This window comes from Colwellia hornerae (genome assembly GCF_007954355.1).
Lineage (GTDB): Bacteria > Pseudomonadota > Gammaproteobacteria > Enterobacterales > Alteromonadaceae > Colwellia_A > Colwellia_A hornerae.
Window position 1 is genome coordinate 1 of record NZ_VOLR01000036.1, and the last position, 22,806, is coordinate 22,806.

The window sequence follows — 22,806 nt, forward strand, 5'->3', positions numbered from 1 at the left end:
GTAAACTGTTGAGATAAAGGACGATATAAACTCGCTTTACTGTATCAATCGGTATTTTGATAAGCTAGAAAGAGAAAATTGGCTCATGGTTATCACTTGTCGTTATTATGGGTGGCATAGTTAACTGGCATAGTTAACTGGTAGGTTTACTACGGCTGATATTTGATGTTATGAGTAAACTGTTGAGATAAAGAACGATATAAACTCGCTTTACTTTATCAATTGGTATTTTGATAAGCTAGAAAGAGAAAAATTGGCTCATGGTTATCACTTGTCGTTATTATGGGTGGCATAGTTAACTGGTAGGTTTACTACGGCTGACATTTGATGTTATGAGTAAACTGTTGAGATAAAGGACGATATAAACTCGCTTTACTTTATCAATCGGTATTTTGATAAGCTAGAAAGAGAAAATTGGCTCATCATTATCACTTGTCGTTATTATGGGGGGCATAGTTAACTGGTTAACTGTGTTATGAGTAAACTGTTGAGATAAAGGACGATATAAACTCGCTTTACTTTATCAATCGGTATTTTGATAAGCTAGAAAGAGAAAATTGGCTCATGGTTATTATTTTTGGTTATTATGGGTGGCATAGTTATTATGTTTAAAGTGGTAGGTTTACCACGGCTGACATTTGATGTTATGAGTAAACTGTTGAGATAAAGGACGATATAAACTCGCTTTACTTTATCAATCGGTATTTTGATAAGCTAGAAAGAGAAAATTGGCTCATGGTTATTATTTTTGGTTATTATGGGTGGCATAGTTATTAGCAATAAGCTAGAAAGAGAAAATTGGCTCATGGTTATTATTTTTGGTTATTATGGGTGGCATAGTTATTATATGCTGCTTAGTATTAATTCAAATTTTGCTTAAATTACAATACACAAATACAATTAAGTTAAAGATTATTCACTTATTGAAAATATTCTTAATTAAGGTAGTCAATAAATGTTAAACACGCCGAGCATGGAGATTAATAATCATCTAGCTAATCGATTACTATTAGTGATGATCGTATTTTCGACACCAGCCTTAACTAGCTCTTTTTTTCGGATTTTTAACATTGGTTTCCAGCCCATAATGGGCATTCAAATAACTCTGTACCTTATTGCATTGCTCATGTTTTTTTTTCGTGAGCGAGTACTCTACAAAATAAAAGCTTATTTCATAACCAGCTGTTTTCTCTTATTGGCCATTGGCGGCATGATTCAATTTGGCTTATATGGCGCAGGGATATTACTGATGATTATGTACACTGCTTTGTGCAGTTTACTTTTTAATCGTATCTCAGCATTAATCAGTATCGCGGTTGGCTTTATCATAATTTCGTCTATCGGTTTTGCTTATATTACCGGCCATCTAACCTATATAGTTAATGCTGAGGAGTACCACACTTCTGTCAATGCATGGTTCCTGATGTTAGGTACCACCATTTTTGTCGCGACAAATTTATATATTGTACTGACATTTATGTCTTCTCAGTATCAACAATCATTAAGCGAGTTAGATAAACAAGTTCAATTAAGAACAAAAGCTTACGAAGCAGAAAAAATTAAAGCCGAAGAAGCTAGCGAAATTAAGTCGCAGTTTCTTGCTAATATGTCTCATGAAATTAGAACTCCTATGAATGGTGTGTTGGGGGTGATGCAGTTATTACGTTTAGAACATTCCAACGAAAAACAAACTTCCTTGATCGATACCGCTATTTTTTCAGCCAATAATTTATTAAGAATTTTGAATGATATTTTAGACTTTTCAAAAATTGAAGCAAATAAATTAGATATTGAAAATATCGAATTTGAACTACAACCTATTTTAGATTCTATCTATTCAAATGTAGAGCTAGATATAAAAATGAAAGACATATCGCTCAACTTCATCAATCAAACCAGTAAAAATTTGCTATGGACAGGAGACCCTACTCGTTTTTATCAGGTATTGCTTAACCTTGTAACCAATGCAACTAAGTTTACTGAAACTGGCACTATTAATGTCTATATTGCTCAGAAGAACATCAATGGAGTGTCATACCTAACTTCAGAAGTTGCCGATACAGGTATAGGTATGAGCAGCGAAGAAATCAATAAGCTTTTCCAAAATTTTAGTCAAGCAGATGCATCGAACACTAGGAGATTTGGTGGAACTGGTCTGGGGCTAGCCATTGCAAAACGCTTAGCAACATTAATGGGAGGAAGCTTAACGGTCACCAGTCAAAAAGGTGAGGGGTCAATATTTATTTTTACGATAAAATCTACACCTATTATCTCTCCTTTAATTGAAGCTAAAAATCAAAAAATCACCAGTAACAACTCAGCACCAGATTGGTCAAATAAACGAATATTAATTGCAGAAGATAATAGAATTAATCAGCGAATTATTTGTGCTATGTTAGAGCCAAGTCATGCAATATTACGCTGTGTAAATAATGGTAAAGAAGCTGTAGACTTAGCCTTTGAGTTTAAGCCTGACATTGTGTTAATGGATATTCAAATGCCAGAAATGGACGGTGTTACAGCAAGTATTGAACTCAGAAATAAGCAATTTAATAAACCAATAATCGCATTCACCGCAAACGTGATGAAAGGTGATGTTGAACACTACTTAGAAAACGGAATGAATGATTGTATACCAAAGCCTATTGATATAAATCTGTTATACCGAACCATTTCACAATTTTTTTAAAGTGACCAAAGGAGTTAATCTAGATAAAAGTAGGCACTAGAAATAACAACTTATTTAAGTTGTTGACTAAATATTGAATATTCTGCTCAAAAACAAAGAAACCAATAAATTCCCATTTGTTTTATCCCTCAAATAAACATACCGCCTCATCAATAGGCAAAATAGAGTTGGCTAAAATAGATGAATAGAGGGACAAAATAGATAACATTATTTTGTCCCTCGTTAAAATATATTGGTGTATAACCTAATACTAGGTGTTAATTACTGACTTTAAAGTGCCCAACTAAATTGGTTAAATCTTTTGATACAACAAGTAAGTCATTCGAACCATCGGCCAATGTATCTGCAGTATTAACAATACCTTTTGCCGATTGATTAATGCCACTAATATTGTCATTGATCAAGTCGGATGAACCGCACTGTTGATCTGCTGCTTGAGTAATACGTGAAATATTTTCCTTCATTTGTCTAACCAAAGAACTGATTTCGTTAAATGATTGGTTCGCTTGTTCAATTTTTTCGATAGTCTGTTTTGATTGTTCGACATTCACAGCCATTTGTTGAGAAACAACACGTGTTTTATCAAGCAGGTTCATCAATACCGCATCAATTTCTTCGGTAGCGTCTCGCGAGCGTTGCGCTAACGTTCTCACTTCATCTGCGACTACAGCAAAACCTCGCCCTTGCTCACCAGCTCTTGCCGCTTCAATAGCCGCATTAAGAGCTAACAGATTAGTCTGCTCAGCAATACTTCTAATAACATCTAATATTTTGGTAATATTCTCACTTTCCAGCTCAAGTGACCTCATCGATTGAGATGATTCACTTAACGATTTATTTAACGAACTCACTTCACTTACCGTGATAGATATTAACGAAATTCCCTTTTTTGAGTACTCTTCCGTTTTCATAATTGTTGTTGAACTTTCTTGGCAGTCGTTTGATGTTTGATGCGCGATATCTGTCATCGTTGCGATAAGGTTATTAACATTATCTATAGATTTTTCTTGTTGATGGCTTACTGCTTTTACATCAGCGATTTGTATCCCCGATTCATTAGCCACCATATTTAATGTCGATGCACAGGTTTTAATATCAACAACAAGCTGATGAATTGAGTCTAAGAATTGATTAAACCATTGAGCCAACTCACTGACTTCATCTTGACCAATAATGTCTAGTCGCTTAGTTAGGTTTCCATCTCCTTGTGCAATATCACGTAAACCTTCAGCAACACGGTTAATGGGTTGAACAATACGATTGGCTAACCAAGATCCCATGGCAATAAATAATGTAACCATAATTAAGGCAAGCACGGTAATAGTCAGGCTCATACTATATGCCGGAGCTAGAATTTCATCACTATGGATGACACCCACAAAACGCCACTTTAATTCTTTTGAATAATAACTGGCAACATCAACATCTTCACCTAAATGCTCTGTAGAAAAATGATGTTGATTTGGATTTTTTTGTAATATAGAAAATAATGATGATGATGAAAGATCTTTAATACTTTTGAAGTTATTCTCTGGTGTTTTTGCATCAGCTAATACGGTTCCTGACTCATCAATAAGAATGAGATAACCGCTTTCACCTAGTTTTGTATTGCTCAATATATCTGTTAAGGTTGAAAGGGTAACATCCATACCTTGTACGCCTATGATATCCCCTTGCTTATTTTTGACCACGAACGCAGAAGTTACTACGGGTTTTCCTATGACATCTTGATATGCTTCAGTAATAATTGGAGCGTTTGGGGAAGCTAGTGCTTGTTTATACCAAGGACGTTGTCTTGGATCATAACCTCCAAGTTCTTCTAGCGGGTATTGAACAAAGCCACCTTCTTTGGTACCTGTGTATACGTAAAGTAAATCAGGGTGTGATGTACCAAAATCTTCATATAACTTATATAAATCTAATTCTTCCACAGAGTCGTCTTTGGGCACCATCATATGATCAGCGTCAATATAAGTATGAGTATTATCAGGAAGTTGAGTCGTCAGCTTATTTTCAGCTAAAAATTTTACATTAGCTTTAATTTGTTGAAAGAACAGTTGAAAGCCATTGTCTACTTGTCTTAATTCATCCTGAGTGCGTTCCACAAAGTTTGATGAAGACTTAGAAATTGTCATTGATATACTGACAATTGCAATAGCAATAATAGGCAAAATAACGGTAGCGGCAAAACTCAAGGTTAGTTTAGAGCGAATATTCATAAAAAGTCGTTAAATAGTCGTATATGTAACCATAATATAACTGAGAGTGACGCTAAGACCAAGATCCTTTTACTGGAGTTTTTCATATAAATATCATGCGATAAACTTAGCCAGCAAAGTAAATTCGATTATCCATTTTATCGACAATGCTTATGAGGCATGTATTGTTGTGTCGATATATTCGATATATTCGATAGATTTTACCAGATAAATTAGTTGTATAATCTTTAATTGAAGCGCAAAAATTTATCGGCTGTTAACCAAAGTATAATCGGTATATACGGATAAAATGCCCTGGTTAACAAACATCTAAGCGAAATGGCTATCCACCATTGACACGTAATGCTTTAGGTCTTTTTTTAAGGTGTGCTATTGTACTTTGACCTAGCCACAATGATGCTATTTTGGTATATTTTTCAGCGCCAATAATCTGTAAACTGCTCTCTTTTATCGCATGACCGAAATCTTCCCACCCCATCCATACAGCGGTTAGTTTTTTTGCCGACACTATAATTTTAACATCAACTTTAAGCGCATGATCTACATGGCATAAGTCGACTTCGCCATTCTCTAGTACTAACCAATGGCTACTCTTATTTTCGGGTACATCGGTCAGAAAAAATTGTACAACAAAGGGATCAGGTAATTCCGGCAGTGGGTTAATATTTCTATGTATATCCCACATTAACAAATTAACATCGATATTATTAATAGAAGGTTCAATTTCGAGCCATTCTTGTCCCCAACAAGCCATAGAAACGACTACATTTTTCAGTGCTTTACCTGCATCGGTTAACTTGTAATCTACGTGCTTCCCCGTCAGCTTTTCATGACGAGTGAGTAAACCAATTTCAGTCATCTCTTTTAGTCTATGGGAGAGAAGAGTACGAGACATTCTTGGCACACCGCGGCTAATATCATTGAAATTAGTCGAACCAAATAATAATTCTCGCAAAATAATGATAGTCCATCTGTTACAAAGGAATTCTGCTGACATAGCCAGCGGGCAATATTGGTGGTATGGCGAGGAGGTCTTCATAATAATCTCTTATTCTGTGGCTTTTGCTCATTTTTCGAGTAACACCTAGTTAATAGCATAGTATAAAAATAGCGTTTTATTTAGGAGTAGGTGGTGAATTTTTTGTACCTATGAGTACATTTTATGCACTAGACAGTTATAAAGTGCAGTATTAAAATTATCCATTCAAACTATTAAAGGACAAACTGACATGGATACTCAAGTAAAGCAGTTGAACGACAATGAAACCAGCATAGACCAAACATTAATTGAAATGCTTGAATCAAGACTACGTGGCGATCTTTTATTGCCGAGCCATTGTGAATATGAACAAGCAAGACAAATATGGAATGGCATGATCGATAGACATCCTGCGATGATAGTTCGTTGCATGGGCACAGCTGACGTTATCACAACAGTGAAGTTTGCTAGCGATCATCAATTATTATTATCAGTAAAAAGTGGTGGGCACAATATTGCAGGAAGCGCAGTCTGCGAAGGAGGGTTAATGATTGACCTAAGTACTATGACAGGAGTAACTGTTGACCCTGTTAACAAAACAGCTCAGGTACAATGTGGTGCTTTACTTGGTGATGTCGATCACGAATGTCAAATTTTTGGTTTGGCTGTCCCTACAGGGATTAATTCAACAACGGGTATTGCCGGACTAGCTCTTGGCGGAGGATATGGCTGGCTAAGCCGTCTTCTGGGCCATACGGTTGATAATATTATTTCGGTAGATATTGTTACGGCAGAGGGTAAGTTTCTTCATTTAAGTGACAATGAAAATACTGATTTATTCTGGGCGATCAGAGGTGGAAGTGGCAATTTTGGAGTGGTTACTAAGTTCGAGTTCGCCTTGCATAACGTTGGTCCTACTATTTTAAGTGGTCCGGTTGTTTTTCCGCTTGAACAAGCAAGGGATGTACTTAAAAAGTATCGTTTAATCGCTAAAAATTTGCCCGATGAAGCAAGTTGCTGGACAGTAATGCGTAAAGCGCCTCCGTTTCCATTTCTTGACCCCAAATATCATGGTCAGCCAGTATTGGTACTCGCGATGGCATATGTTGGTGATATTAGAAAAGGTGAACAAGTTTTGGCACCATTACGTGAACTTGGTCAATCTATTGGTGATGCTGTCGGTCCATGTCCCTATAAAAACTGGCAATCTGCTTTTGACCCATTACTGACTCCCGGCTCACGTAATTATTGGAAGTCGAGTGACTTTACCGAAATTTCTGATGCCGTTATCGATATATTACTCGATGCGGTTACAAAACTACCTTCAGATGAATGTGAAATATTTACCGCACAATTAGGTGGCGCGGCATCTCGAGTACCATCGAATGCTATGGCTTACCCTCATCGCTCAACGTTATACACGATGAATATTCATGGCCGTTGGCAAAATAAAACAGACGATGAATCGTCAATTGCTTGGGTGCGAACATTATTTAATAGTGTAGAGGAGCATTCAACAGGCAGTGTTTATGTCAACTTCGTACCAGAGCAAGACGAAATCAGAAAAGTTGGGCCATATGGTGCTAATAAAGCAAAGCTCGAACATATTAAGATGAAATATGATCCTAAAAACCTATTTCGTTCCAATATAAACATATTACCTAAATAAAGACGAATAAATAATCCAACCATGTTTACTGGACTTTCATAAAGCGCTAAAAATATTGATAGGGTATGGAAGATGATACTACCGGGGTTTTTTCTGACAATAGCCTTTTTTATTTATTTTTAGCCCCTGTAAATAGTGATTATAAGGGGCTATTATCCGCTAGGAAAATATATCTATCAGGCTAGCGGTATTAATCAGTTGGCTGTTTTTCGCTGACGGCTTGCTTACGTTTTATCACCCAGCAAAATTCACTGAGTTATTGATCACTTCAAATCATAAAATAGTAGTTTTTTGATTCAAGACAAGTTGAGAGAATACCAATAAAGCGGTATTTAGCCACTTTTATTGCTTAATCGAAAATGGACATTTCGATAAAATTGAGCTTATATTAATCATCAGATATTAACGTTATTACGGCGTTTTCAGTGTAAAACGGAGCTTATGTTTCTTTTAGGATTATATTTATTTATTGCTTTGTTCTTTTCATTTTTGTGTTCTATCGCAGAAGCTGTATTGTTGAGTGTTTCTTGGGTATATGTCGCCTTAATAGAAGCCAAAGGCTACAAGTCAGGTAAGATTCTTCGTGCCTTAAAAAAAGATATAAATAAGCCTTTGGCGGCTATTTTGACGTTAAATACTATCGCTCACACAGTCGGGGCCGCAGGTGTTGGTGCTCAAGCCGCTTTAGTTTTAGAAGATGTTTCACTCGGCGTTGTATCGGCGGTATTAACTTTTTTAATCCTCGTTTTTTCAGAAATAATTCCAAAAACGATCGGCGCATCTTATTGGAAAGTATTAGCTCCGGTTACTGCACACAGCCTGAAATTTATTATTTTTATATTAATGCCAATAATCAAAGTATTAGAATTGGTTACGCGTAAAATGGTGAAAAAGGAAAGAGTCGGTTTTAGGCGCAATGAGTTTTCTCTGATGGCGCAACTCAGTGCTGAAGAAGGGCATATCGACCCGCAAGAAGCGACAATATTACAAAACCTGTTACGACTGCAAAAAATCAAAATACAAGAGGTCATGACCCCAAGAACGGTGGTTTTTTTTCAGTCTCAGCAACTTCGAGTTGGAGAGTTTTTTCATAAGCATAAGAAAAATCGTTTTACTCGCATACCGGTGTACGATAAAAAACCCGATAATATTATTGGTTTTGTTATTCGAGCCGACTTGTTGTTAGCGCAGGCTCGTGGCAATAGTGATATTAGTCTAAGTAACTATGTTAGAGAAATGCCAACTCTGCTCGATAATATGTGCTTGCTACATGCGATGAAAGAATTATTACTGAGTTCAACTCATATCTCACTTATTGTAAATGAATACGGCACGGTGCGTGGGATATTAACATTGGAAGATATTTTAGAAACGTTAATTGGTCATGAAATCATTGACGAAGGCGACAAATATATTGATATGCAAAAGTTGGCAAAGCATTTATGGAAAGCTAAAGCCAAAAAGTATGGTATTAAGGTAGAAAAAAAATAAAATGTGCTCAATCGATTAGTTTTATTTCAATGTTTAATTAGCACTTTAATAGGGATGGAGATAAAAAGTATTTTATCTCCAATGATTTTTGTGCGACTAGGATAGAGCTGATCTTACCCTTTTAATATTATTGCAATCACAACAACAGGCAGAAAAATACTCTTGCTAAAATAAACCCATCAAAAAAAGTAAGTCTTTGTGATCTCCTTGTTTAACTTCTTTGTTAATGGCGCGTACTTATTTTGTTACATGATGTCGCTGTTTATCCTTGAATACTTAATGAAAAAATTCTCAGAGTTACATAAAATAGAGCAATAAAAATAAAGGGAACTATGATGAAAAAGAAATATTTAGCGGCTGTCATAGCTGCAAGTTTAACGTTATCCGCCTGTATGGCAACCAGTACAGACTCTAGCAATAGCATGTCACAGCAAGCAAGCCAAGAGAGTGCCAACAAAGTCTTTAGCCAAAAATACTTGTTTAAAGAATTGGCTAATGGTTTACGTGTCTTAGTGGTAAAAACAGACTATCCAGATCTTGTTTCAGTACAAATTCCAGTGTCTGTAGGTTCTCGTGATGAAAATGAAGTCGGTAAAACAGGCTTTGCCCACTTCTTTGAACATATGATGTTTAAAGGCTCTGAAAAATATCCACAAGCTGTTTATGCTGACTTATTTAAAAATGCCGGTGTTGATAACGGCGCTTACACCACTAACGATTATACAAATTATCATTTAGATTTTTCTAAAGATCATTTAGATAAAGTCTTAGAAATTCAAGCAGATCACTTTAAAAATCTTAAATACACCGATGCACAATTTAAAACGGAAGCCTTAACAGTAAAAGGCGAATATTTAAAAAACAATGCCAGCCCAACTCGAAAGTTATTAGCGGCAGTGCGAAAAGAAGCCTTTGATACTCATACTTATCAGCATACCACTATGGGCTTCTTTGAAGATGTAGAAGCAATGCCTGACCAAGTGGCATACGGAGAACAGTTCTTTAAACAATTCTATAAGCCAGAGTACGTTTCTTTAGTGATTGTCGGTGATGTTGAACCAGAAGCAACAATGGCGATGGTTGAGAAGCATTGGGGGAATTGGCAAAAAGGTGATTTTGTTAGCACGATAGCACCCGAGCCAAAACAAGAAGCTGCAAAATATGTTCATGAGAAATTTGAGGGTTTACCAGGACACTGGTTATTAGTTTCTTATAAAGGTGCTGATTGGCAACCAAAGAAAAAAGATCGCGCGGCTTTAGATTTAATTTCTGAATTATATTTTTCCAATAACTCAGCATTGTATCAAGAACTTGTGGTTGATAAGCAGTTGGCGAGCCAAATGTTTAACTACAACCCTGAAACAAAAGATGCTGGCTTACGTCACGTATTTATCAAAGTGAATGATGAAAAAGACTTAGCAACGGTTCGTGATGCGATAAATCGTACTTATGCTCAAGTAAGAACCGAGCTTGTTTCTTCAGAAAAACTTGATAACTTAAAGTCTAATCTAAAATATAGTTTTGTTAATAGTTTAGATTCTTCAGAGTCTATCGCTGCAACATTGGCGAGTTATATGCATTTTGACCGAGATCCAGAAACGATTAATCACCTCTACAATAGCTTTGACAATATTACAGCTGAAGATATTCAACGTATAGCCAATGACTATTTTATTGATGAAAACCGCACAACAGTGACCTTATCAGCATTAGATGAGATTGCCGACTTCGAACAAGAAGTTGACTTAAATGGCGCTGTTGCAAAAATAGTAATGAAAAACGCGCAACCGAGTACGCCACAGTTTGCGGTATTAGATAAGACCAATGACTCACCGTTGATTGATGTAAACTTCCTCTTTTATACAGGTGCTGCAGCAGATCCAGCCGGTAAAAAAGGGGTAGCGGCTTTAACTGCTCGTATGCTAACTCAAGGCGGTTCGGCAACATTAAGCTATCAAGATATTAAGAAAGGTTTATACCCTTTAGCGGGGCGGTTTTCGTCGCAGCTTGATAAAGAAATGATGTCATTTACCGGTCGAGTGCATAAAGATAATGCAAGCCAGTGGTACGAACTTATTAGCGATCAATTATTGAATCCTGGCTGGCGTGAAGACGATTTTAAGCGTCTGAAAAAAGAGCTTATTGACGGTATTAAATCTGGTCTTAAATCTTCTAATGATGAAGAACTCGGTAAAGAAGTGCTTTATAGCGAACTTTATCAAGGCCATGCCTACGAAAACTACAATAGTGGCGACTTGTCTGACTTAGCCGCAATCACGCTTGAAGATGTTAAAGCGTTTTACAGCAGCCAACTTACCCAAGCTAAATTGAACTTAGGTATAACTGGCGCTATGCCAGCTGTTTTAAAAGCAAAGCTTATGAAAGACTTAGCGACGTTACCCGCGGGTGATGAAAAGCGCTTAACGATTGCTAAAGCACCGGTGTTAAAAGGTCATCACGCGACAATTGTAGAAAAGAATGCGCAATCTACAGCAGTATCTTTTGGTTTTCCCATTGATACTATCCGCAGTGACAAAGACTGGGCTGCACTTTGGTTAGTGCGTTCTTACTTTGGTGAACACCGTAGTTCTAACAGCTACTTATACCAACAAATTCGTCAAGCGCGTGGTATGAACTACGGCGATTATTCTTATATTGAATATTTTCCACGGGGTATGTACCAAACTAAGCCTGATGCAAACTTAGGTCGTTCGAGCCAAATTTTTCAAGTGTGGTTACGTCCTTTACGTTCAAATAACGATGCTCATTTCGCAACGCGTGCCGCTTTGTATGAATTGGACAACTTGATTGAAAAAGGGATGAGCGAAAAAGACTTTCAAGCAACACGCAATTATTTAACGAACTATGCACCGCAATTAGTGGCAAGCCAAGATCAGCAGTTAGGTTATGCACTTGATAGTGAGTTTTATCAAACGCAAGAGTTTGTTAAGTACGTTCGCGAGCAATTTGCAAAACTATCGTTAGATGACGTTAACCGTGTTATTAAAGAAAACTTACAAACAGATGATATTCATTATGTTTTCATATCAGGCGATGGTAAAGACATGAAGCAACGTTTATTGACTGAACAAGTATCACCGTTAACATACAACAGTGATAAGCCGGCAGAGCTTTTAGCCACCGATAAAATTATCGAAAGCTACAAGCTAACGTTGCCGTCGAAAAATGTTGAAGTGATTGCGGTAGACAGCGTCTTTGAATAAGGTTTTAAAATAAACCTTAACGATAACTGTGTATTTTACTGATCTTAAAAACACCACGCTTGTCGTGGTGTTTTTTATTGAGCATAACTAATAAAAGTGTAGGTAACATGTGGCCAAATAATAAGTGATAACAGAGTAAATGTAGGCCTCACTTATTTTCTTTAATCACGTTCAATAATTACTTTCACTAATTATTTGAAATACCTGTGCTTTTAATAGATATTAAAGGCACTTTACCTTTATGTCAGATAACTATGTTTAAAACAATTAGCACACCTTCCTTGCTTTTTTTAGCGGTTACTTTTACGTCTTTATTCGTCACAAGCGTACAGGCAAAAACGCCATTAGATAGCAACGAAAATAACATAGTTAAACAAGTTAAATTAGCTTTACCACAAGCACTTAAAGATATTGAGCAAGCCGTAAATATAAACAGTGGTTCAATGAATTTTGACGGTGTAAAGCAGGTAGGTTTATTGGCTAAGCAACAACTTTCAGCAATAGGCTTTGACGTACAATGGCTCGATGGTAGTGCTTTTAATCGTGCAGGCCATATTTTAGCCACTCACCAAAGTAATAACCCCAAGGCAGTTAAAATTTTAATGATAGGTCATTTAGATACAGTCTTTGCCAAAAATGACAATTTTCAAAAATTTGAAATGCTCAGTAATACAGAAGCGGCAGGTCCGGGTGTTGCTGATATGAAAGGCGGTAATACGATTATAATTTCGGCAATGCGAGCCTTAAAAAAACTTGATTTACTTGATAATGTCAGTATAAAAATACTATTAACTGGCGATGAAGAAAGCAGTGGCCGTCCTCTATCTCTATCAAAAAAAGCCATTGTTGATGCGGCTATTTGGGCTGACATTGCCCTTGGTTTTGAAAATGGCGACAATAATATAAATACCGGCATGGCATCACGTAGAGGTTATACCGGCTGGACCTTAAACGTAGTAGGCAAACCCGCACACTCGTCGCAAATATTTAATGACGAAGTGGGCTATGGCGCAATTTATGAGACAGCGCGTATTTTAGAAGCATTTAGGGCCGAATTGGAACAGGAAAAAAATCTGACGTTTAACCCTGGAATGATTATTGGTGGCACGAATATAGACTTTGATCTCGCTAAGTCATCGGGCTCGGCATTTGGTAAAAATAATGTTATTGCACAAAAAGCGAAGGTGAAAGGTGACTTAAGAGCACTTTCAAATAAGCAGCTACAAAGTGTTCAACAAACCATGCAAAACATTGTTAAGAATAATTTAAATCACACGCAAGCCGAGCTCACTTTTGAACCAGGTTATCCTCCTATGGCGCTCACTCAAGGTAATTTGGACTTACTGGCGCAATATAGCCAAGTCAGCGAAGACCTAGGTTATAACGTGGTAAAAGCGGCTAATCCACGTAAAGCGGGTGCAGCCGATATTTCATTTGCCGCAGAGCATGTAGATATGTCTCTTGATGGTCTAGGTTTACTGGGCTCTGGCGCGCATACTAAAAATGAAATTGCCGACTTAACAACCCTGAATAAAAATATCGAAAAAGCCGCAATCTTAATTTATCGTGTGTCTAAACAATAGTTTGTATAAAAGCTCATAAAAACTTATTTTTGATGGATTTACGCAGGTGATAAAATAAATCCATCAAGAGTCATCAATTTCTAATTAAGTCTGTTTTATGGAGAATTACACCAAGAAGAATAGGGCGTATGTTTACTGCTGTAATAAGACTCTACAGTTTTTATGCACGGTCAGCGATACGGATTGATGCTTTAATAATGTTAACCGTTTCACTAGTTTTACCTCTTCGACTACCTAGAGTTTCAATTTTAGTTAGGCTATCTTCTAAATCAGTCACCACTTTACCAAAAACAGTATGATTACCGTCTAAATGAGGTGTGGCCTTAAAGGTGATGAAAAATTGACTGCCATCAGTGCTTGGGCCTGAATTTGCCATACTTAACATACCCGGCTCACTATGACCTATGTCACCATTAAATTCGCCATTGTACTTATAACCTGGGTTGCCAGTACCATTACCGAGCGGATCGCCACCTTGCGCCATAAAACCAGGAATAACACGATGAAAACTTAACTCATCATAGAAACCCAATTTAGTTAAGTAAATAGTACTAGAAGCATGCATAGGGGCTGAATCAGTAAATAGCTTGATGGTTAAGTTGCCTTGGTTTGTTTGCAGCTCCCAAAAGTAATCTTTTCCTTGGGTGAAGGTCAGTAATGGTGGCTTACTTAACGTCGTTTTCCAAGCGGGGTCTGTTTTATCAACCGCTTGTTTAGTAATAAATCTATCCATAGTGTTTAATGCGGGATCTATTCCACAACAGGCAGCCAGTATAATGATTAACAGAAGGCTGGTGATGATGCTGTTCTTATGATTCATACAAAACTTCTTATTTTTTGTTTTTATTTATTGAAAATATATTATGTTATCAAATATTATCAGGTTTTAACGACTAAGAAATAATCATTTTTACAAAGTGATTGCTCTAGCTGCTTGTGATTAAACTTTTACTTTTAAAGATAATCTTCTTGGTTGAATACCTTCATGGAACACAGTGTCGAATGAAGGAATTATACAATTTCTGCTAAATCATCCACTTTGGATACTATGACTAACTTTTACTTACAACCTTCACCAACTCAAATTTATCAGCATCTAAAAAGGCGGGGAATTTATCTTTAAAGTTGTCAAGTTTGCTAAAGTCGAGTTGGGTTGTGATGATTTGCTGTAGGTGATCAGTGGCAGAAAGTATGTTTTCACCATCAAAATTAATGACAGTTGTGCCACCAGAGTGAGGCATATCGTTACCGTCTGGTCCAATTCGATTAACCCCGACCACAAAACTTTGATTTTCCATCGCCCTGGCTTTTAATAAGGTATCCCATATGTGACGACGTGGAGCGGGCCAATTAGCTACGTTGACCATAAGGTCGTAATCTTGGCGGTTTCTCGACCAAACAGGAAAGCGCAAATCATAACAAACCAATGGCAGTATTTTTATACCCTTAATGGTGATTATTTTTCTGTGCTGGCCTTGTTCAACAAAGTCTTGTTCTTTACCTAAACGAAATAAATGGCGCTTGTCATAATGTTCAACCCGACCATCAGCAAAGACCCAATAAAAACGATTCACTTTTTTATCATTTTGGCTGACTAAAACCGTGCCAGCCACTACACAGTTATATTGCTTTGCTATTTTCTTTAACCAATGCAGAGCAGAGCTGCCATCTTTTGGCTCTTGCACATCTTTGCGATTAATACAAAAACCGGTCGAAAATGTTTCTGGTAGCAATAATAAATCGGCAGCAGCATGGTCAGTAAAATGATCTTTGAAAAGTTGCTCTAAACGATCAAAATTGCTTTGTTTGTCTAACCAACTAATATCGAACTGCACTGCGGCTATGGTTAAAGTTGACATAATATTCCTGCTGCTTTAAGTAATGTATCGTCGTTTTTTGCGAAACAAAGCCTGATCACTTTATTGTTTTGATGATAAGACTCTCTTTTATCTACCGGATAAAGGGGGCTCAACGGAATGGCGGCAACACCGACTTCTTTGGTTAACCACTGGCAAAACTCACGATCATTAAGTGCTGATATGGCAGAGTAATCAAGTAATAGAAAATAAGTACCTTTTGACGGCAGCATGTTAAAGCGAGAGTCTTTTAGTGCATTAATCAGTAGGTCTCTTTTTTGCTGATAGAAACTGGATAACTCGGTGATATGCTCTGGGTGCTCTTTTAGCATTTGCGCTATAGCTATTTGTGCCGGCGTAAATGAACAAAAGGTAACGTACTGATGAATTTTTCTAAACTCAACCGTAAGCGCATCAGGTGCGGCGCAATAACCCATTTTCCAGCCGGTACAATGAAAGGTTTTACCAAAACTAGAAACGACAAAGGCGCGTTTAAATAAGTCAGGGTAACGCAAAACACTTTCATGACGTAAGCCGTCAAAGGTCATGTGTTCGTAGACTTCATCGCTGATCAGATATAAATCATACTTTTCAAGCAAAGCCTGTAAGCTACTAAGATCTGCAGCACTTAGTATTGAACCCGTTGGATTGTGTGGGCTGTTAACAATAATAGCACGTGTTTTTTCATTAATGGTTTGCTCAACTAAAGACCAGTTTATCGCATAACTAGGCGCATCCAGTGCGATATGGCGACAAACGCCACCAGCAAGTTCAATGGCGGGCTCATAAGAATCATAAGCGGGATCAAAAATAATCACTTCATCATCTGGGCGAACCAAGGTTTGTATCGCAACCCACAGTGCTTCAGTAGCTCCTGAGGTAATGGTAACGTTTTTTAGCCCATCGAGTTTTTGTTCAGTGCTTAAATCTGTTTGATACTGGCGATGTACCATAGCGGCAACTTGCGTTAATAACTCAGGTAAACCGTTTGAGGGTGAGTATTGATTTTTACCTTCACTAATGGCTAGATTTATTTTATCTTTCAAAAACGCTGGCGTATCAAATTCAGGAAAGCCTTGCGACAAGTTAATCGCTTGATATTGATTTGCCATCATCGACATTTCGGTGAAAATACTGGTAGCTAGGTTGGGCAGTTTACTGGTAAAAGAAGATGGCACAAAAGACTCCCTGGATTGTTTAATCGATATTTTTGCGGAAAATTAGCTTAAATAAGTATGGTTCAATTGGCCTTTGGTTAAATAGACAGTGAAGCCATAATTGAATGTTAAGGCTAACGGCTGATGAGTTCAATCGTTATCCTTTTTAAATCGATATCTTAGTGTAAACAACCGCTAATAAATTAACGGCTACTTTTAGCGCGCACCGTTAACAACATTAAACTTATTGCGATAGCAGCAAAATAATAAGGCATGCCTGCTTGCCAACTTACGCTGCTATTAACGCCAAAAAAGTCTACATAGAGCGCTGTTTGAATAGGTCCCATGTACCAAAGTGCTGGGTATAGCACTTCAAACATTCGCTTTGTGCCGGTTAATACACCACAAAAATAGGCGAGGGATACGGTAAATGAAATGGCGACAATTAATTGTATGATTAACAGCCACTCAGACAGCGCCGCAAATCTAAGTACACTACCAAAACTTGCCACTGCCAATAATATCCATGCAGCAGAGTAGCTCGCTAAACTTTGCAATACTGCTGACTTTTTACTGTAGGTGACTAACTCTATCGTGTTTGCTTGTTTTTCTACTTGACCAAGCTGCGAAAGCACTAAAACACACCATAACCATGACAGCGGCAAAAATACACTAATTAGTAATTGCTGACTGATAAAGAGTTGAATAATATTTAACGTTAAAAGGCCTAGCAGCCAGTAAATCGAATGGCTTTTTAATAATAGTTTTAGTTCTAAACGCAATAAGCGAGTAAAAGCAAAGTGCTTGGTTAGCAAGGTAAATAGCCCATCAAGTCGATTGAACACTTGTTGGGTTAAGGTGCTTATTAACCATGAGGTTTGTTTGGTTTCAGCTACTGAATTTCGACTAAAACGATCAAAAAAGATCACCGCAACGATAAAACAGCTTAAGCAAATGATCAATAATGGCAGAATACTCGACAAATACTGTGCTGTTGGCTCTATTCCTTGCCACAGAAAAGTTTTTACTGCATTTGCTTCATCAACAACCGTTACGCCAATATGTGTTGAGCCTGCTTGTGACGGAAACCGTTCTGCAACCTCGGCTTCTATATGTGAAAGTATCGCGCCAACTCCCGAAACGCTTTCAATGGTTTGAACAATAGAGCCGGTCCACAAGAAAAAGTAAACAACATTGCCAAAACCACCTTTAAGCCACTTTATTGATTCAAACATTATTGCCAGCGAAGCAACAACTAATAACACCGGCAGTACAAAGACTAATTGTGGCCAAGCTAACGCCCAAAGGTCTATTTGATAATTTTCGCCATAGTAAAGTTGCAGCAAAATACAACTGACCAGCATAACCAATACGATTACAGACAAAATTAAGACATTGGTACACCATTTGGCAAATAAAAAAGTTAATTTACTAATAGCAGTGGCGGCAATAAGTTCACTGGTCATCGATTTTCGATCTAATTCAAGGCCATTCTTCACCAGATAAAAACAAATAATAGGTAAAAATAAAACGTTTAACATTGCTAAACAAACACCTAACCAGGCGCTGTTATAAAGCCCCCTATAACCATTGATAACGAGTGTTTGATATTGGGCATCAAGTGAAGGGAAAAAAAGTAAGGTTAATACCGACATTGCCAGTAAAGTAACCACAAAGCTTTGCTGGCGTGTTCGCTGTTTAAAATCAGCGACCGTACATTGCCATAATTGATTCATTAACATGCCCTCGCAAGAACAGTTTGAGCACGCTTATTGCTGGTAAAGTAGAGATACGCATCTTCTAATGTTGCTGCTCTCGATAGCGCTCGTGCATCAGGGCAGTGTTCAGCGACAATATTTAACTCGACCTTATTTTCTTTTCGCACACTGTGGCTGACAATAAAGTCGTGCTAAATTTGTTTTAATTCATTAACGTTAGCGGTAAGTTGCCAGCATTTATTGGCAACTTTTTCTTGCAGTGCCCTTGGCCTTGCTGACTGAATTAATTGCCCGCTTTGCATAATCGCAATTTGGTTAGCAATAGATTCAATATCTGCGACTATGTGTGTTGATAAAATAATGCAACGATCCTCGGCTAATTCAGTTAATAACTGGCGAAAATTGGCACGTTCTTGGGGATCTAGACCAACAGTTGGTTCATCAAGAATTAATAATTTCGGGTCATTAAGTAAAGCCTGTGCAATGCCAATGCGCTGTTTCATTCCCCCCGAATAACCTTTCAATGGCATATGAGTAGCATGGGTAAGGTTGAGTTTAGCAAGTAAATCTTCGATTCTTTGAGACGCTAAAGGTTCATTTAACCCTTTTAAACCCGCCATGTATTGCAAAAATTCAATAGCTGACAATTGGTCATAAACGCCAAAATATTGAGGTAGGTAGCCGAGTTCGTTACGCAATAATTGTGGTGATTTTACAATGTCTTGTCCTTGCCATAATATTTTACCTTGGCTAGGTTTTGTTATCGTAGCAAGAATACGCATTAAGCTAGATTTTCCTGCGCCATTAGCGCCGAGTAAGCCTAAAATCCCTGGTTTAACTTGTAGTGATAATGATTTGATTGCTAGTTGTGCTTGCTTGCCATTTTGGTATTGATGACTTAGTGATTGAATATCCAATAACATTGTATTTCCCTTCGAAATTAAGATGTTATCTATTTAGCAAAGTTTACGCCAAAAATAAGTTCTTTAGATTCAATGGTTTATTGTTTTTGGTTTTTGTTTTTGTGAAAGATAATGTTCAATTAAACCAATTATTAGTGAAATTATTAACGATTAACAAATTTCTATAGGGTACAGCGGTGACAATGTGTTTTATAATACTTGCGTGAAATAATAGCGTGAGCTTTTCAGATGGATCAGCATGATAATGTTAATAACTTTTAGGCGTATTTAATGAAAATTACCGTGGTCTTTATTGTTGTACTCTTGTTACTTACTGCAACCGATGTTTTCTCTTTCGAAGCGAAAAAAGTTGATGTCGGTGATCTTATTTCAAAAGAACAATTCTCACTATACAAAGATGTTGGCGAATTCATCGAACATTCCCCGAAATTCACCATTGAAGTAAAGCCTGAGCCAGAAGATATCGCCGAATATGGTACTGATGTTGTTAAATCGTTGACCGGTTCAGACTGTGACAGAGATGGTATTATGGATGATAATGCTAAGTGTAATGCTGTTTATTACAAACTGTGGATGAGATATGAGCGTTAATCAATCGTCAAAATATAATCTTAACCAGTTAAGCCGAGGTAAAAGCCGTTAATGTTAGAAAATCAAAGTCAGTTGCAGCAACATTATGACGTTCAAGGTTACTTTGTCATTAGAAATTACTTTAATGACACTGAAATTTCAGCGCTTAGACAAGTGGTATTAAAATTTCATGAGCTATGGAAAAAAGATCATGCACAATTCTATCAAGAAGAAGCGTTCAACTCTTCTTTAATTACCGGCAGCCAGTACTTAGCATTTGACGATCGCGTTAAGCTTTTTAACTTTATTAGTTCAAAAAAAATAATGGCTGTTGCTGAATCGGTTATAGCGGCTAAACCAGCTTTTATGAATACCCAGTTGTTTTTTAACCCCGTTAACCCCGCGCAAAAAGACTTTTGGCATCGAGACTGCCAATATGATCATGAGGTTGAAGAACAGAAAAAAGCCATTAAAGAAACGCAAGTAGTCCACCTGCGTGTGCCATTATTTGATGAACTTGGCATGGAGTTAGTGCCAGGAACGCACAAGCGCTGGGATAACGAAGAAGAATTTAATGTTCGACAAGAAGAAAAAGGCCGAGTAAGCAGCGAAAACCTTTCTACCGGCAAAGCAATAAAGTTAGCAGCCGGCGATTTATTAGTTTTTTCGGCCGATATGATCCATCGTGGTTTGTATGGGCTTGATCGATTAGCATTAGATATTTTAGTTTTTGACCCCGCAGGCGATTTTGCTGACTACGTTGATGACGATTGTTTACCCGAATTATCAATGCTGGATAAGATTGACGACCCAAGATTATTTACCAATACCCTCGATTTAAAGGCAATAAAACTACAATAACACTTATTATTGGTATTACTTGGTATTTATTTTAAAATTCAGCTATGCAGATAGACTGAAGTTTTTATAAAAAAAACAGTTGGTAATTTCAATGATTAATATAAATTAATCAATAGCTTATTATATTAATTTTATACATGATAAATAATCATATAACCCAGTTTCTCGATTAATTAACATTAGATAAAATAGGTAGATTTAATTGATTCCAAAATTTGCTTCGCACGGTCAATGTCAATTCACACTCGATAATAATATTATTATCGATGCAGTGGTTCCATGGAATGTCGAGTTTTTCAAACAAATGCCCGCTAATCTACAACAAGTAGTTCTAGACAGTTTCATCAATATAAATTACGGCATCATCGTGATACTTAAAGGAGAAACATTAGTAACACAGGATGATTTAGATTATCACTTGTATAAAGTGAAGCACTGAACTGTTAAGGCCATTACGATTAATATGGCACATAGTTCATTTGCACTAACCACTCAGCTTGAATTTAAGGCTGTTTATAAAAAGGCAGGTATTAAAAAAAAATTTTTAGTGACACACCCGCCGCTAAAAAATGGTTAGAGAGTGAATTAATTTTTTATGATAGTCTTTAAAAATAGTGTGGCAATAAAGCGTCTTTGTTCATTCTGGATATTTATTTGAGTTGTACTATTCTTAAATTTATTAGTTTGCTGCTAGATTGAAATAAATACTTATTGCGCTTTCTCGTTCAGCTAGCCATTTTTCTGTCAATATTTAGATAACGTTGGTTTTAATTTAAGTATTTTTTATTTTAATGAATGACTTGAACCAACAGATATAGTTGGCCGTTGTTTACTCGTTTATCTTTTTAACTAACTATTTTGACGCTAATAATGCGTTAGGTGATTTCATGTTTACAGAAAATCCAGACGATTTTATCTATAATTCATCGATTGGCATTCATGCGGTATCGCCAGAAGGTATTATTGTCTATGCCAATGAGTGTGAACTTGAAGTGTTAGGTTATACAAAAAATGAATATATAGGGCATCACATCTCAGAGTTTCAGATAGATGAAACGTGTTTATCTGACATGATGACACGTTTGAGCCATTTTGATATATTGAAAAATTATCCAGCAAGAGTACAAGGCAAAGATGAAATTAAATATATCATCTACAACTCTAGTGTTTATGAAGAAGGTGGAGAATTTAAACATACGCGTTGTTATGGAACTGAGGTAGAAAAAGTTATTTATGATGTGTTTTTTAAGCATTTTGATTTTTAAAAATAGACAGGGTATGCAAGAGACTGTTCAAATATCATAAGATACCATGGCTGTTTTTTAGCTTTGGGCTTTAACCAGCACTTTTTATGTCTGCTATTTGGCCCATCAGCTTCTATTTGCTCGAGAAGCTAAGCCGTTTAGCGTATCCTACTCACCATTAAGTTTATTGCCATTTATTATTTATTATGAACATTGAAGTAAAAAACATTCCAGTCCCCCAAGTGACCTGTGCTAATTGCCAGGCATGTTGCTGTAGCTTAGAAGTTAGAATTATTTCAGATACCGGTGTTCCTCATCGGCATATCTATATTGATGACCATGGACATGAATCAATGTTACGCCTAGATGATGGCCTGTGCTCTGCGCTAAACCGAGATACATTATTGTGTTCTATCTATGAAAACAGACCTTGGGTTTGTCGAGAATTTGAGATGGGTTCATATGAATGTATCGACGAAAGAACAGAAAAGCTCTATACCTCTAAAAATAATTAAGCCTTGATTTTATAGCAATAAAAAACCCTAACAGCTAATGTTAGGGTTTTTGTTTTTACACGATACGATGATAAATAATAAGTCGTTAACTTATCTTACCAGCCACCA

16 protein-coding genes are annotated in these 22,806 nt (G+C 36.9%); 9 read left to right on the top strand and 7 right to left on the bottom strand.

The annotated features are described in order from the left end of the window. Positions 1-973 precede the first annotated feature (973 nt). Positions 974-2,689, top strand: coding sequence for an ATP-binding protein (locus ESZ26_RS17775; protein ID WP_342353837.1), 1,716 nt, complete (start codon positions 974-976; stop codon positions 2,687-2,689). A 257-nt stretch (positions 2,690-2,946) separates the two neighbouring features. Here ESZ26_RS17775 and ESZ26_RS17780 read toward each other — a convergent pair whose 3' ends face one another. Both ESZ26_RS17780 and ESZ26_RS17785 read right to left on the bottom strand, forming a co-directional pair. Then, positions 2,947-4,908 (bottom strand): methyl-accepting chemotaxis protein, encoded by a 1,962-nt coding sequence (locus ESZ26_RS17780; protein WP_146800976.1) that lies wholly within the window; start codon positions 4,906-4,908, stop codon positions 2,947-2,949. A 322-nt stretch (positions 4,909-5,230) separates the two neighbouring features. Then, positions 5,231-5,947 carry a winged helix-turn-helix transcriptional regulator gene (locus tag ESZ26_RS17785; RefSeq protein WP_211361243.1) on the bottom strand — a complete coding sequence of 239 codons (717 nt, stop codon included), beginning with the start codon at positions 5,945-5,947 and terminating at the stop codon, positions 5,231-5,233. Positions 5,948-6,137: 190 nt separating this feature from the next. Here ESZ26_RS17785 and ESZ26_RS17790 point away from each other — a divergent pair, with 190 nt between their 5' ends. The 4 genes from ESZ26_RS17790 (at position 6,138) to ESZ26_RS17805 (ending at position 13,854) form a co-directional block, all read left to right on the top strand. Continuing rightward, positions 6,138-7,556: an FAD-binding oxidoreductase gene (locus ESZ26_RS17790; protein WP_146800978.1), complete on the top strand. Its 1,419-nt coding sequence runs from the start codon at positions 6,138-6,140 to the stop codon at positions 7,554-7,556. A gap of 441 nt (positions 7,557-7,997) precedes the next feature. Next, a complete protein-coding gene (locus ESZ26_RS17795; protein WP_146800980.1) occupies positions 7,998-9,047 on the top strand; it encodes a CNNM domain-containing protein in 1,050 nt (349 codons plus the stop codon). A gap of 335 nt (positions 9,048-9,382) precedes the next feature. Then, a complete protein-coding gene (locus tag ESZ26_RS17800; protein ID WP_146800982.1) occupies positions 9,383-12,271 on the top strand; it encodes a M16 family metallopeptidase in 2,889 nt (962 codons plus the stop codon). Between the two features lie 254 nt (positions 12,272-12,525). Next, the gene (locus tag ESZ26_RS17805; protein WP_146800984.1) at positions 12,526-13,854 is read left to right on the top strand and encodes a M20/M25/M40 family metallo-hydrolase; all 1,329 of its coding nucleotides are present in this window, start codon (positions 12,526-12,528) and stop codon (positions 13,852-13,854) included. Positions 13,855-14,014: 160 nt separating this feature from the next. On the opposite strand, the gene ESZ26_RS17810 is transcribed toward ESZ26_RS17805, so the two are convergent. From ESZ26_RS17810 to ESZ26_RS17830, 5 genes are all read right to left on the bottom strand, one after another. Further along, positions 14,015-14,674 carry a peptidylprolyl isomerase gene (locus ESZ26_RS17810; protein WP_146800986.1) on the bottom strand — a complete coding sequence of 220 codons (660 nt, stop codon included), beginning with the start codon at positions 14,672-14,674 and terminating at the stop codon, positions 14,015-14,017. Positions 14,675-14,906: 232 nt separating this feature from the next. After that, entirely contained in the window at positions 14,907-15,713 is an 807-nt protein-coding gene (locus ESZ26_RS17815) for an amidohydrolase (RefSeq protein ID WP_146800988.1), read from the bottom strand. Continuing rightward, on the bottom strand, positions 15,701-16,831 hold the full coding sequence (locus tag ESZ26_RS17820; RefSeq protein WP_244947103.1) for a methionine aminotransferase: 1,131 nt from the start codon (positions 16,829-16,831) through the stop codon (positions 15,701-15,703). The genes ESZ26_RS17815 and ESZ26_RS17820 overlap by 13 nt, the downstream gene beginning before the upstream one ends. Positions 16,832-17,070: 239 nt before the next feature. Further along, positions 17,071-18,603: a hypothetical protein gene (locus ESZ26_RS17825; RefSeq protein WP_146800992.1), complete on the bottom strand. Its 1,533-nt coding sequence runs from the start codon at positions 18,601-18,603 to the stop codon at positions 17,071-17,073. A 173-nt stretch (positions 18,604-18,776) separates the two neighbouring features. After that, positions 18,777-19,508: an ABC transporter ATP-binding protein gene (locus ESZ26_RS17830; RefSeq protein ID WP_223271723.1), complete on the bottom strand. Its 732-nt coding sequence runs from the start codon at positions 19,506-19,508 to the stop codon at positions 18,777-18,779. A 270-nt stretch (positions 19,509-19,778) separates the two neighbouring features. On the opposite strand from ESZ26_RS17830, the gene ESZ26_RS17835 reads away from it, so the two are divergent. From ESZ26_RS17835 to ESZ26_RS17850, 4 genes are all read left to right on the top strand, one after another. Next, positions 19,779-20,099, top strand: a complete 321-nt coding sequence (locus ESZ26_RS17835) for a hypothetical protein (protein WP_146800994.1) — start codon at positions 19,779-19,781, stop codon at positions 20,097-20,099. A 51-nt stretch (positions 20,100-20,150) separates the two neighbouring features. Beyond that, positions 20,151-20,939, top strand: a complete 789-nt coding sequence (locus tag ESZ26_RS17840) for a phytanoyl-CoA dioxygenase family protein (protein ID WP_146800996.1) — start codon at positions 20,151-20,153, stop codon at positions 20,937-20,939. Positions 20,940-21,757: 818 nt separating this feature from the next. After that, positions 21,758-22,204 carry a PAS domain-containing protein gene (locus tag ESZ26_RS17845; protein ID WP_223271724.1) on the top strand — a complete coding sequence of 149 codons (447 nt, stop codon included), beginning with the start codon at positions 21,758-21,760 and terminating at the stop codon, positions 22,202-22,204. 185 nt (positions 22,205-22,389) lie between these two features. Then, entirely contained in the window at positions 22,390-22,698 is a 309-nt protein-coding gene (locus tag ESZ26_RS17850) for a YkgJ family cysteine cluster protein (protein ID WP_146800998.1), read from the top strand. Positions 22,699-22,806: the final 108 nt, after the last annotated feature.

Excerpts from the sequence above, each read along its gene's own strand:
- ESZ26_RS17775 (WP_342353837.1), top strand. The coding sequence starts at position 974 with ATGGAGATTAATAATCATCTAGCTAATCGATTACTATTAGTGATGATC.
- ESZ26_RS17780 (WP_146800976.1), bottom strand. The coding sequence starts at position 4,908 with ATGAATATTCGCTCTAAACTAACCTTGAGTTTTGCCGCTACCGTTATT.
- ESZ26_RS17785 (WP_211361243.1), bottom strand. The coding sequence starts at position 5,947 with ATGAAGACCTCCTCGCCATACCACCAATATTGCCCGCTGGCTATGTCA.
- ESZ26_RS17790 (WP_146800978.1), top strand. The coding sequence starts at position 6,138 with ATGGATACTCAAGTAAAGCAGTTGAACGACAATGAAACCAGCATAGAC.
- ESZ26_RS17795 (WP_146800980.1), top strand. The coding sequence starts at position 7,998 with ATGTTTCTTTTAGGATTATATTTATTTATTGCTTTGTTCTTTTCATTT.
- ESZ26_RS17800 (WP_146800982.1), top strand. The coding sequence starts at position 9,383 with ATGAAAAAGAAATATTTAGCGGCTGTCATAGCTGCAAGTTTAACGTTA.
- ESZ26_RS17805 (WP_146800984.1), top strand. The coding sequence starts at position 12,526 with ATGTTTAAAACAATTAGCACACCTTCCTTGCTTTTTTTAGCGGTTACT.
- ESZ26_RS17810 (WP_146800986.1), bottom strand. The coding sequence starts at position 14,674 with ATGAATCATAAGAACAGCATCATCACCAGCCTTCTGTTAATCATTATA.
- ESZ26_RS17815 (WP_146800988.1), bottom strand. The coding sequence starts at position 15,713 with ATGTCAACTTTAACCATAGCCGCAGTGCAGTTCGATATTAGTTGGTTA.
- ESZ26_RS17820 (WP_244947103.1), bottom strand. The coding sequence starts at position 16,831 with ATGTCGATGATGGCAAATCAATATCAAGCGATTAACTTGTCGCAAGGC.
- ESZ26_RS17825 (WP_146800992.1), bottom strand. The coding sequence starts at position 18,603 with ATGAATCAATTATGGCAATGTACGGTCGCTGATTTTAAACAGCGAACA.
- ESZ26_RS17830 (WP_223271723.1), bottom strand. The coding sequence starts at position 19,508 with ATGTTATTGGATATTCAATCACTAAGTCATCAATACCAAAATGGCAAG.
- ESZ26_RS17835 (WP_146800994.1), top strand. The coding sequence starts at position 19,779 with ATGAAAATTACCGTGGTCTTTATTGTTGTACTCTTGTTACTTACTGCA.
- ESZ26_RS17840 (WP_146800996.1), top strand. The coding sequence starts at position 20,151 with ATGTTAGAAAATCAAAGTCAGTTGCAGCAACATTATGACGTTCAAGGT.
- ESZ26_RS17850 (WP_146800998.1), top strand. The coding sequence starts at position 22,390 with ATGAACATTGAAGTAAAAAACATTCCAGTCCCCCAAGTGACCTGTGCT.